At 64.0% G+C, this 11,540-nt stretch carries 9 protein-coding genes; 3 read left to right on the top strand and 6 right to left on the bottom strand.

Features of this window, described 5'->3' with window-relative positions; genetic code table 11:
• From IC66_RS0106290 to IC66_RS0106270, 5 genes are all read right to left on the bottom strand, one after another.
• Positions 1 to 2,798, bottom strand: a 2,798-nt coding sequence (locus tag IC66_RS0106290) for an efflux RND transporter permease subunit (protein WP_038947042.1), incomplete at its 3' end; no start/stop codon positions are given.
• A gap of 70 nt (positions 2,799 to 2,868) precedes the next feature.
• Positions 2,869 to 4,062: an efflux RND transporter periplasmic adaptor subunit gene (locus tag IC66_RS0106285; protein WP_028143450.1), complete on the bottom strand. Its 1,194-nt coding sequence runs from the start codon at positions 4,060 to 4,062 to the stop codon at positions 2,869 to 2,871.
• A 1-nt stretch (position 4,063) separates the two neighbouring features.
• Positions 4,064 to 4,750, bottom strand: coding sequence for a TetR/AcrR family transcriptional regulator (locus IC66_RS0106280; protein ID WP_028143451.1), 687 nt, complete (start codon positions 4,748 to 4,750; stop codon positions 4,064 to 4,066).
• 161 nt (positions 4,751 to 4,911) lie between these two features.
• Positions 4,912 to 5,502, bottom strand: a complete 591-nt coding sequence (locus IC66_RS0106275; RefSeq protein ID WP_028143452.1) for a thiamine pyrophosphate-dependent enzyme — start codon at positions 5,500 to 5,502, stop codon at positions 4,912 to 4,914.
• Positions 5,499 to 6,041 (bottom strand): phosphonopyruvate decarboxylase, encoded by a 543-nt coding sequence (locus IC66_RS0106270; protein ID WP_028143453.1) that lies wholly within the window; start codon positions 6,039 to 6,041, stop codon positions 5,499 to 5,501. Before IC66_RS0106270 ends, IC66_RS0106275 begins: the two co-directional genes overlap by 4 nt.
• A gap of 105 nt (positions 6,042 to 6,146) precedes the next feature.
• On the opposite strand from IC66_RS0106270, the gene IC66_RS0106265 reads away from it, so the two are divergent.
• The 3 genes from IC66_RS0106265 (at position 6,147) to IC66_RS0106255 (ending at position 10,732) form a co-directional block, all read left to right on the top strand.
• On the top strand, positions 6,147 to 7,367 hold the full coding sequence (locus IC66_RS0106265) for a cytochrome P450 (protein WP_038947041.1): 1,221 nt from the start codon (positions 6,147 to 6,149) through the stop codon (positions 7,365 to 7,367).
• Positions 7,368 to 7,561: 194 nt separating this feature from the next.
• The gene (gene rocD, locus IC66_RS0106260; protein WP_038947040.1) at positions 7,562 to 8,776 is read left to right on the top strand and encodes an ornithine--oxo-acid transaminase; all 1,215 of its coding nucleotides are present in this window, start codon (positions 7,562 to 7,564) and stop codon (positions 8,774 to 8,776) included.
• A 585-nt stretch (positions 8,777 to 9,361) separates the two neighbouring features.
• Entirely contained in the window at positions 9,362 to 10,732 is a 1,371-nt protein-coding gene (locus IC66_RS0106255; protein ID WP_244429086.1) for a Spy/CpxP family protein refolding chaperone, read from the top strand.
• 184 nt (positions 10,733 to 10,916) lie between these two features.
• Here the strand turns inward: IC66_RS0106255 and IC66_RS47605 are convergent, their stop codons facing one another.
• Positions 10,917 to 11,090 (bottom strand): hypothetical protein, encoded by a 174-nt coding sequence (locus IC66_RS47605; protein ID WP_193375304.1) that lies wholly within the window; start codon positions 11,088 to 11,090, stop codon positions 10,917 to 10,919.
• Positions 11,091 to 11,540: the final 450 nt, after the last annotated feature.

Here is an 11,540-nt window from a genome sequence, read left to right as displayed (position 1 = left end):
GGGTCGAGCCGCTCGTTGACCTGGAGCTCGTTGGCGAACTCCACCATCAGGATGCCGTGCTTGGTGATCAGGCCGACCAGGGTGAGCAGACCGACCTGGGTATAGATGTTCATGGTCGCCACGCCGAAGAACAGCGGGATCAGCGCACCGACGATCGCCATCGGCACCGAGATCATGATCACCAACGGGTCACGCAAGCTCTCGAACTGCGCAGCCAGCACCAGGAAGATGATGATCAGCGCGAAGCCGAAGGTGATCGCGAGCTGATTGCCTTCCTGCACGTACTGCCGGGAGTCCGCGAGATAGTCGTGGCTGAAGCCGGCCGGCAGCTTCTTCGCCTCGCCCTCGAGGAAGTCCACCGCCGCACCGACCGTCACGCCGGGCATCGGCACGGCCGAGAACGTCGCCGAATTGAGCTGGTTGTAGTGGGTCAGCGAATTCGGGGCGGTCTTGGTCTTGACTGAGACCACGGTCGACAGTGGCAGCTGCTGGCCCGTGTTGGTCGTCACGTAATAGCCACCGAGCGATTCCGGCGACAGCCGGCTGCTGCGCGGCACCTGCGGGATCACCTGATAGGAACGGCCCTCGAGATTGAAGCGGTTGATGTAGTTGCCGCCCAGCAGCACGGCCAGCGTGCTGCCGAGGTTCTGCATGTTGACGCCGAGATCCTGCGCCTTGGTACGGTCGATCGTGACCTCCACGTTCGGCTGGTTGTAGGCGAGATCGCTGTCGGAGACGATGAACATGCCGCTCTTGCGCGCAGAGTCCTTCAGCTTCTCCATCTGCTCGAAGACCGTCTGGAAACCCGCGGTGGAATTGATCACCATCTGCACCGGCAGACCGCCCGGTCCGCCCGGCAGCGGCGGCAGGTTGAACGCGAACGCCTGCACGCCCTCGATCTTGGAGAGTTCGGCCTGCACCAGCGGCTTCAGCTGGATCGCCGAACGTTTGCGCTCGTCCCAGGGCTTGAGCAGCATGCCGGCGATGCCGCCCTGCGGACCGTTGATGCCGTTCAGCACGAAGCGCAGATCGGTCTCGGGGAATTTCTCGAATTCCTTGTCGAGCTTCTCGCCATAGAAATCGACATAATCGATATTGGCGTATTTCGGCGCCTTGGTCACCGCGAACACGATGCCCTGGTCTTCTTCAGGCGCCAGCTCTTTCGAGGTGTGCATATAGAGGAAGCCGACGAGCCCGAGGATCGTGATCGCGAACAGGCCGGTAATCGCCTTGTAATCCAGCGAACGGTCGAGCCTGCGGCCGTACCATCGCGTCAGCGCGCCGAACACCTTGTTGACGAGCTTGGCGAAGCGGCCTTCTTCGGTGTTCTTGAGCAGCACCGAGCACATCATCGGCGACAGCGTCAGCGCGATCACGCCCGACACGATCACTGATCCCGCAAGCGTGAAAGCGAACTCGCGGAACAGCGAACCGGTGAGGCCGCCAAGGAAGCCGATCGGCGCGTACACCGCGGCGAGCGTGATGGTCATCGAGATGATCGGGCCGACGATTTCACGCGCCCCTTCCAGCGACGCCTGGACCGGCGTCTTGCCCTCCTCCAGATGGCGATGGATGTTCTCCACCACGACGATGGCGTCGTCGACCACGAGGCCGATCGCCAGCACCATCGCCAGCAGCGTCAGCAGGTTGAAGCTGAAGCCTAGCGCCAGCATCAGGGTGCAGACGCCGATCATCGACAGCGGAATCGTGACAACCGGAATGATGACCGAGCGGAGCGAGGCCAGGAACAGGAAGATGACCACGATCACGATGATCACGGCTTCGCCCAGCGTCTTCTCGACCTCGTCGATCGAGGACTGGATGAACTTGGTCGAATCGTAGGCAACCTTCATCTTCATCGACGGCGGCAGATTGCGCTCGAGCTCCGGGAACAGCGCGCGCACGCCCTTGACCAGAGTCAGCGGGTTGCCTTGCGGCGTCGCGTTCACGCCGATGAAGATCGCATGCTCGCCGTTGAAGGCGACGCTCGCATCCGTGCTCTGCGCGGCCAGCTCGACCGTGGCGATGTCCTCCATCCGGACGAAGCCGCCGTCCTTGGCCTTGACGATCATCTTCCGGAACTGGTTGACGTCAGTGAGGCTTGTGTTCGTGGAAATGTTGGAAACGATCAGATAGCCCTTGGTCTGCCCCGCCGCGGACTGGAAGTTGTTGGCCTGGATCGCCGCGGCGACGTCGGCCGGCGACACGTTGCGGCCCGCCATCTTCAAGGGATCGAGCCACAGCCGCATTGCAAAGGTCTGGCCGCCGAGAATGTCGGCCGAGGCGACGCCGTCGACCGTCGACAACACCGGCTGCACCACGCGCGTCAGATAATCCGAGATCGCCGAGCCCGACAGCTCTTCGGACGAAAAGCCGAGATACATCACGGCCGTGGTCTGGCCCGTGGTCTTGGTCACGATCGGGTCGTTGGATTCCTTCGGGATCAGATATTTGACCGAATTCGTCTTGGCCAGCACCTCGGTGAGCGCCTGGTTCGGATCGAAATTCAGCTTGATGTACACCTGGATCGTCGAGGTACCGAGCACCGAGGACGAGGTCATGTAGTCGACGCCTTCAGCCGAGGCGACGGCCTGCTCGATCGGCGTCGTGATGAAGCCCTGGATCAGGTCCGCGGACGCGCCGGGATAGACGGTCGTGATGTTGATGACCGTGTTCGAAAGCTTGGGATATTGCCGGATCGGCAGCACCATCGCCGCGCGCAGGCCGATCAGCAGGATCAGCAGGCTGACGACGACCGACAGGACCGGTCGCTTGATGAAAATGTCGGTGAAGCGCATCGCGGCGATCTCGATTTCTGTATCTCAAGGAAAGTGATCCGGCCGAGCCGGATCACTTGAATGCAGAGGGTCAGTAGCGCGGCGGCTGCGCCGGGATCTGCGGAGCCGGGTCGGTCGAAATCGACACCGCCGCGCCCGATTGCAGCTTGAGCTGGCCGACGGCGACGACCTTGTCGCCCGCCTTCACGCCCTTGATGATTTCGACGCGACCTTCGACCCGGTTGCCGGTCTGCACGAAGGTGCGCACCGCGGACAGGCTGGTCTTGCCGTCGGCTTCCTTCTTCTCGGTGATCACGAACACCGAGTCGCCGTACAGCGTGTAGTCGACCGCCGTCTCCGGAACGGTGATCACGGCCGGCTTGTCCGGCAGCACCACCGTGGTGGTCACGAACATGCCGGGCTTCAGGATCTTCTCCGGATTGGCGATCGTCGCCTGCACGCGGATATTGCGGGTGTCGGTCGAGATTTGCGGTTCGATCGTGGTGATCTTGCCTTCGAAGATGCGGCCCGGATAGGCATCGACCTTCAACTTGACAGTCTGGCCGACCTTGAGGCTGCCGGAATCCTTTTCCGTCACGGTGAAGTTGGCCCACAGCTCCGACAGATCGGTCAACGACACGATCGCCGTACCCGCCGTCAGATACTGACCGACCTCGACCTTGCGGACGCCGAGATCACCGGAGAACGGTGCGCGCACCAGCTTCTGCGAGATCAGCGCCTCGGTCTTGGCGATGCCGGCCTGCGCCTGGTCGTAGGCGGCCTGCGCGGTATCGACGGTCGCCTGCGGACCGAACTGGCGCGCGGCCAGCTGCTTGGCACGATCAAGCGACAGCTGCGCGACGGTCGCCTGGGCCTTGTAATTGGCAAGGTCGCCCTGCTCCGGCGCGTCGAACAGCTGGACCAGCGGCGTGCCGGCTTCGACGCGCGTGCCCGGCGCGAACTTGATCTCGGTGACGCGGCCGTTGACGTCGGCACTGACGTCGACCTGGTGCACGGCGACGAGGCCGCCGACCGCGGTGAGCAAGTTCGGCACCACCTCGGACTTGGCCTCTGCCGCGCTGACAGCGGTCGGCGGCGGCTTGTTGTTGGCGAAGAACTGCTTGATCATCTGGCCGCGGAAATAGTTGAACCAGACGAGGCCGCCGACCAGCACCGCCAGGAGCGTGCCGACGATGATGAACCAGAGCACCGGCCGGACCGGACGCTTGGGAGCCTTGTTGTCGATCGGTTCGCCCGAAATCTTGTGTTCGGTTACGATGTTCATGTCATGCACTCTCTGCAATCGCCGCCTTGCCGGCATCCGCGGCCTGATTGTGGCCCAGATGCGAAGCAATTGCGGCGTCGTTAAGTCCGATACCCCTCAGGAGAAACTCACACAGCTGCCGCTCGAGGTCTTCAGCCTTGCCGTAAGCGAGGCAAGGCGTGGCGGGCAGCCTGGTCAGCGCCGCAGTCATCACCGAGTGATGCGCAAACCAGAACAGATTGAGCGGATCGCCGCTGCATAGCCGCGCGTCCCCGGCGGCAACGGCACGTTCGAGCGAGGAGACGAAAATCGCCCCGATCAGCGTCTCGATCTTGGCATACAGCAAACGGGCGAATTCGCCATCATCCAAGTGGCTGGTGGCCATCAGCCGCAGGCGCTGGGCCTCTTCCTGATCGGGACCATCAGCGATGTGCAGGAAATGCTCGACCATGCCGCGGATCACCTCGACCAGCGTGGCGGTCGAAGGCTCCCGCTCGAGAAGCTCGGTGAGCGCCGGGTCCGCCTCGCATTCGTCGCTGAGGATTTCGGCGTAGAGAGCCGCCTTGGACGGGAAATGCTTGAACAGCAACGCCTCGGAAATGGCAGCGGCGGCCGCCACGCTCTTGGTCGTGGTGCCGGTATAGCCATGTCGGGCAAAGCAGCGTTTCGCGGCTCCGAGGATCAATTGACGCCTCAGGTCGCTCGTCATACGCAATGAGCTCATGCTAGTGAGTAAGCACTCACCCACGCAAAAGTCAAGCACTATGTTGCATCGCAACCTGAATGCGTTGTTAATTTAGTCGAAATTGCCCCCGCCTGCACGGCCCGCGCGCAGGACTTGGGCGCCGGTGGGACTGGACAGGGCCCGCCCTAGATTGGCTGGAAGCCGAGGTCGCCGCGGATCCGGTTGAGGATGTAAGTCCCATCCCGGCTTGGCAAAATCCGCTCCAGGCTGGCGCTGTCGATCTTCATATTGGCAAAACGCGGCCCGGCAGAGACGTCGTGAACGGCTTTGGCAAAGGCCTCGACCTCGGCCATGGTCGTGACCGCCCGGCTATCCCCAATGCCGCAGGCCCTGGCGACGCCGACGAGATCCGCGGCGGCCGAGGTGTGGCTGGTCTGGCCGCCCGTCTCGCCGTAGGCCTCGTTGTCGAGCACTGCGATCGAGAGGTTGGGAGGCTTTTGCAGCCCGATGGTGGCCAGGCTGCCCATGCCCATCAGCATCTCGCCGTCGCCGGTGATGACCAATACCGGCAGTTTTGGCTGCGCTAGGGCGAGCCCCAGCCCGATCATCGCGGCGCCGCCCATGCCGCCCCAAAGGTAGAAATTGCGGGCGTGGTCGCCGGCCGCGCACATGTCGTTGGTCGAGGCCCCGAGGCCGCCGATCGCGACGACGTCCTTGCGGTTCGCGAGCAACGTGGACACCACCTGCCGACGGTCGAGGAGATTGGCCTTGCTCATTTGGTGAAAACCTTGGCGCCGATCAGGCGCTGCGACAGAAGGACGGCGGTAGGCGTGAGCGCGTTGTAGGCTTGCGACGCAGCGGCTTCGAGCACGGCCGGCACCTCGGCTGCGTTCGAGGCCCGCAGCACTTGGACACCCGACAGTTCGAACACGCCCTGCGTGGTCGATCCCATCGGCACCTGCCACGGATTGAACTCGCCCCACTCGCCGCGCATGGTCACCAGCGTGAGGAAGGGGAAGCGCAGGATCGGGATCAGCGACAGCATGTTGATGCAATTGCCGACGCCGCTCGACTGCATCAGCAAGACGCCGCGCTGTCCGCCGGCCCAGGCGCCGGCGAGAAGCGCCACGCCCTCCTCCTCCGTCGTGAGCGGAATGCCGCGCATGGTGGATGAGGCCAGCACGCGCTGGATCAGCCTCGAATGGCCGGCATCCGGCACGTAAGGCACCTGCCTGATATCGAAGCGTTGCAGGGTCGCGAAAATATCGTCGGGCCAATTCGGCGCCGTGTCGGCAGCGTCAGCGCGTGCGTGCATTTTCCTGTCCGGTCGGCTAGCAAGGTGGGAAGACTGTAGACGCATGCATGCGCCGACCAGAACAACAAAAACGGCATAACGGCTTTAACCGGCGAGTATAACGGGATGAACGCAGATGCGAAGGCGCTGGCGGCAAGCTTCGACCTCGAGAAGCTGACGCCGGAATTTTACGACGACCCCTACCCGACCTATCGTGCACTGCGGGAGAACGAGCCGGTCAAGCGCCTGCCGAACGGCACCGTGTTCCTGACCCGTTATGACGATCTCGTCACCACCTACAAGAACACCAAGTCGTTCAGCTCGGACAAGAAGCGCGAGTTCGCGCCGAAATACGGCGACACCCCGCTCTACGAACATCACACCACCAGCCTCGTCTTCAACGATCCGCCGGCGCATACCCGCGTACGTCGCCTGATCATGGGCGCGCTGTCGCCGCGCGCGATCGCCGGCATGGAGTCTGACATCGTCAAGCTGGTGGACGGCTTGCTCGACGCCGTCGCGGCCAAAGGGGCTTGCGAGCTGATCGAGGATTTCGCGGCGTCCATCCCGATCGAGGTGATCGGCAATCTGCTCGACGTGCCTCATGAGGAACGCGGGCCGCTGCGCGACTGGTCGCTGGCGATCCTTGGTGCGCTCGAACCTGTGGTGTCGCCCGAGGTCGCCGCCCGCGGCAACAAGGCGGTGACGGATTTTCTCAGCTATCTCCAGACGCTGGTGGCACGCCGGCGCGACAAGCCGGGCAATCCCGAGCGCGATGTTCTGACGCGCCTGATCCAGGGTGAGGAGAATGGCGAGCGGCTGACCGAGAAGGAGCTGCTGCACAATTGCATCTTCCTGCTCAATGCCGGCCACGAGACCACCACCAATCTGATCGGCAACGGCCTCGTGGCGCTGGACCGCAATCGCGACCAGAAGCGGCGGCTGATCGGCAGTCCCGACATGATCAAGACCGCCGTCGAAGAGATGCTGCGCTACGAGAGCTCCAACCAGCTCGGCAACCGCATGACCACGGAAAAGGTCGAGCTCGGCGGCGTCACGCTCGATGCCGGCACGTCGGTGACGCTGTGCATCGGGGCGGCCAACCGCGATCCTGCGCAGTTTCCGGACCCTGAAAGCTTCGACATCGCCCGCACGCCGAACCGGCATCTCGCCTTCGCCACCGGCGCGCATCAATGCGCCGGCATGGCGCTGGCGCGGCTCGAAGGCGCGATTGCGATCTCGCGCTTCCTGGCGCGCTTCCCGGACTACGCCGTGAGCGGCCAGCCGGTGCGGGGCGGACGGGTGCGGTTTCGAGGCTTTTTGAGCGTGCCGTGTGCGCTTCGCTGAGGACTCGACACCAAAAACTGCGAAAACAACCCCATGCACAGTAGAGAACCCTCTGATACTTTTGGCAAATCAGATCGGGCTTCGCCACCGGAGGGGATGAAGACTTCCAAGGCGGCAAGTTGATACCCAGATCAAGCTGAGGCCGGCGGTGCAGTCGGTTGGCACCGCCCCGCGCAGCAATGGAGTGACGACAGATGAGCGCGTCGGTCATTGATTTCGTCGCAACGGAAGCACGCTTTGGGGCCCACAATTACGAGCCGATCGGGGTCGTCCTGTCGCGCGGCGAAGGTGTCTGGGTCTGGGATACCGAAGGCAACCGCTATCTCGATTGCCTCTCGGCCTATTCGGCGGTCAGCCAGGGCCACTGCCACCCCAAAATCCTGGCGGCGATGGTGGAACAGGCGCACAGGCTGACGCTGACCTCGCGGGCCTTCCACAACGACCAGCTCGCCCCCTTCTACGAAGAGATCGCGGCGCTCACCGGCTCCCACAAGGTGCTGCCGATGAACAGCGGCGCCGAGGCGGTCGAAAGCGCGATCAAGTCGGTGCGCAAATGGGGCTATGAGGTGAAGGGCGTGCCGGACGGCCACGCCGAGATCATCGTCTGCGCCAATAATTTCCACGGACGCACGCTGGGCATCGTCGGCTTTTCAACCGACCCCGACACGCGCGCACATTTCGGGCCGTTCGCGCCGGGCTTCAAGATCATCCCGTTCGGCGACGCCGCGGCACTGGCGGAGGCAATCACCCCAAACACGGTCGCCTTTCTGGTCGAGCCGATCCAGGGCGAAGCCGGTGTCATCCTTCCTCCGGCCGGCTATTTCAGTGAGGTGCGGGAGCTCTGCACCACCAACAACGTGATGCTGGTGCTCGATGAGATCCAGACCGGGCTCGGCCGCACCGGCAAGCTCCTCGCCGAACAGCACGAGGGAATCGAGGCGGACGTGACGCTGCTAGGCAAGGCCTTGTCCGGCGGCTTCTATCCGGTGTCGGCCGTGCTCTCGAACAACGACGTGCTCGGGACATTGAGGCCCGGCCAGCACGGTTCGACGTTCGGCGGCAATCCGCTTGCTTGCGCGGTGGCGCGCGCGGCGCTGCGCGTGCTGACCGAGGAAGGCATGATCGAGAACGCGGCCAGGCAGGGCGCGCGCTTTCTGGAAGGTTTGAAAGACATTCGTGCCAACACGATCCGCGAGGTGCGCGGACGCGGCTTGATGCTGGCGGTCGAACTGCATCCCGAGGCCGGCCGCGCCCGCCGCTACTGCGAGGCGCTTCAGGGCATGGGCATCCTCGCCAAGGATACCCACGAGCAAACGATCCGCATCGCTCCGCCGCTGGTGATCACAAGCGACCAGGTCGACTGGGCGCTGGAGCGGCTCGCCACCACCCTGACGCAGGATTTCTCCTGAGCGGCCTGCGTCGGAAGATCGCAATGCCGGCCGCGGCCAGCAACGAACGATTCCGCCAGCTGCGCGTTGAACGTCGTGGGCGATTACGAGCTGGGAGCGACAATCATGCTTCCGCATGGCGCTTGCCTTACGGCTGCTTTAGTTGGTGTCTCTGTGCTGGCGACGAGCGTCGGCGCGTTCGCCCAAGGACCCGGCCAGGGACATGGAAGGGGCGGACCTGCCGGTCCAGCCGCAGCGCCTGCACGGCCAGCAGCACCACCAGCCATGGCACGTCCGGCGGCGCCGCCAGCCATGGCACGTCCCGCCGCCCCGGCATTCCATCCACCGGCCATGCCGCAGCGACCGGCCATGGCGCCGCACCCGGCGCCCCACATCGCCGCACCGCCGCCGCGTCCGGGCCCCCGTTTTGCAGCACCACCGCCGCGAGCAGCCCCGCACGTGGCGGCGCCGCGACCTGAATTCCACCGGGCGCCGGCAGCGCCACAACGTCCGGCCATGGCCCCGCGGTCGACGCCGCATATCGCCGCCCCCTCGCGTCCAAGCGCGCCATCGGCTGGGAGCGCGCGGCCGCCGCGACAGGAGCGGATGGAGCAGCGCGCGCAGCAACATCAGCAGCAGATCCAGCAGCGAGAGCAAATCGTGCAGCAGCGGCAGCGCGAGATGCTCACACGCCAGAGCTCGGAACGGCAGAGCCGCATCGATCGGATGCAACAGCGCGTGCAGCAATTGCAGTCGCAGAAGCCGGAAGGCGTGCGGGCGCAACGTGCACAGGAGCGGACGCTGCAGACGCAGAACCGCCTGCTCCAGCGCGAACAGGGCATGCAGCAGCGCGATCAGGCGCGCCTGCAGCGGCTGGGCCCCGAGTCCACCACAGTTGGGCGAGCCGCCACTGCCGCCGCCGTGCAGGCGGCCGAGCGCGGGCGATTTGCCGAGCGCTTCCGCGAGCAGGCCCCTGCGCAAGCGCAGGCAGCGCTCACCACCCGCCAGAGCGGCTGGGCTCCCCGGCAGGCCTGGCGATACCGCCATCCCGCGGTGTTCGTGGCGTGGCTTGGGCCCGTGTTCTGGCCTTACGCTTACTCCGACATTTTCAACTACACGTTCTGGTCCTATGGCTACGAGCCCGGTTATTGGGCATACGCCTATGACGACTTCGTCGACACCGTGTTCTGGGGTGGTGACGGCCCCTATTCCGCCTATGCCAGCGCCAACCCGTATGACTATCCGCAAGCCGGTGGCGGCAGCCGCGCCCGTCCGCGCGCGAGCGTGAGCCCGCAAACGCTACAGCAATTGTGCGGTACACCGGACAAGGGCGTCACCGCCTGGCCGCTTGCCGATATCGCGAAAGCGGTGCGGCCGGCGCCGGAGCAACGCGCACTGCTCGACGAATTGAAGACCGCGGCGGCCAACGCCGCCGGCGTGTTCAAGGACTCCTGCGCGGAGACTTATGCATTGACTCCCCCTGGTCGCTTGCGCGCGATGATGAACCGCATCAGCGCGACGCTGGAAGCCGTCAAGATCGTGCGACCGGCACTGGAGAATTTTTACAACTCGCTCAGTGACGAGCAGCAGGCCAGCTTCAATGCGCTCGGTCCGAATGTCGGCGAACACCCGCCGCAGCAGCAAGCGAACGTCGAGGGCTGCGGCGATCCGAAATCCGGCCTGACCCAGCTGCCGATCCAAAGGATCGAGGCTGTGCTCCACCCAGCCGGCAAGCAGAAGGAGGCGCTCGACCGCCTCAGTGAAGCGACAGCCAAAGGCGTTGAAGGCCTGCAAGCGGCTTGCCCGAACGATGTGCCGCTGACGCCGGTCGGACGGCTGGAGGCGATGCAGCACCGGCTCGAGGCGATGCTGACGGCCGCCAAGCTGGTAGAGCCTGCGCTGGACGAGTTCTATGCCACGCTGAGCAGCGAGCAGAAGGCGCGCTTCAACACGCTGCAACAGGTCGCGGGGCCGTGAGGACGGCATCGCGTTCTCTCGTTGCAATTTGCGCCGCGGTCGAACGAGCGGGGTGACGTAATCGTCCTGCTTCAAAGCTCGCCATGCATGTCCCTACCGCGCACTCCCTGTGAGAGTGCGGCGGCACGTAACGCAAGCGACAGCCTCGTTTCCGACCTCACGAGGAAATCGTCTTCCGCCCAGCCTAGTTCGCGCTTGGGATCGCATTGCATTGCTGGAAGTGAGAAGACAACTCGAGATTAGCCAGATGATCCCAGTATTCCGCTTCTGCGAGCAGCTTCCATCTGTTCATGCTGTTGTACGCGGCCTGTTGGCGGCACAGTGAGCTCATCGCACGCAAACGCTGCACCTTATCCACTGCGGACCCTCCTTCACGCTTGCTTGTTTGCAAGCGCATTTGTGTTGTCACAGCTTCGCAGATCGAATTGACGGGTGATAGTCCGGTGTTTGACGGTGAATCAATGATAGCGCAATCGTCCGACTTTTCAGCGAACGGCCGTGCCCGGCAAATTCGATCGCAAACCAGTTTGGCCCCGCGCATTGAATTGCAGATTGTCCTTGGCGGTCTTTCGCCGCAATAAAGCACGCTGGTGCCTTCGCAAAGCTCGCCAGCTATGTCACGCCGATCACGGCAATGGCCCCGACGGTTGCACGTCGGGGCCATTCAAGATCAACAGGCATGGGTACATCCGCCGTCCCTGCTGATCGTTGATGCCACTGATTACCGCATCCGATCTGGCACAGACTGTGGCGAGGCTGCGGCATCGGCATGATGACATTCTGCCTGAAAGCTGATGGTAGTCCACCA

Source organism: Bradyrhizobium genomosp. III, from assembly GCF_000261705.1.
Taxonomy (GTDB): Bacteria; Pseudomonadota; Alphaproteobacteria; order Rhizobiales; family Xanthobacteraceae; genus Bradyrhizobium; species Bradyrhizobium ottawaense.
Note: the sequence above shows the minus strand (reverse complement) of the source record. Positions and strands in the feature narration are given on the sequence as shown.

Bases quoted from the DNA above. Each gene is read 5' to 3' on its own strand.
- IC66_RS0106285 (WP_028143450.1), bottom strand. From the start codon at position 4,062: ATGAACATCGTAACCGAACACAAGATTTCGGGCGAACCGATCGACAAC.
- IC66_RS0106280 (WP_028143451.1), bottom strand. From the start codon at position 4,750: ATGACGAGCGACCTGAGGCGTCAATTGATCCTCGGAGCCGCGAAACGC.
- IC66_RS0106275 (WP_028143452.1), bottom strand. From the start codon at position 5,502: ATGAGCAAGGCCAATCTCCTCGACCGTCGGCAGGTGGTGTCCACGTTG.
- IC66_RS0106270 (WP_028143453.1), bottom strand. From the start codon at position 6,041: ATGCACGCACGCGCTGACGCTGCCGACACGGCGCCGAATTGGCCCGAC.
- IC66_RS0106265 (WP_038947041.1), top strand. From the start codon at position 6,147: ATGAACGCAGATGCGAAGGCGCTGGCGGCAAGCTTCGACCTCGAGAAG.
- rocD (WP_038947040.1), top strand. From the start codon at position 7,562: ATGAGCGCGTCGGTCATTGATTTCGTCGCAACGGAAGCACGCTTTGGG.
- IC66_RS0106255 (WP_244429086.1), top strand. From the start codon at position 9,362: ATGGAGCAGCGCGCGCAGCAACATCAGCAGCAGATCCAGCAGCGAGAG.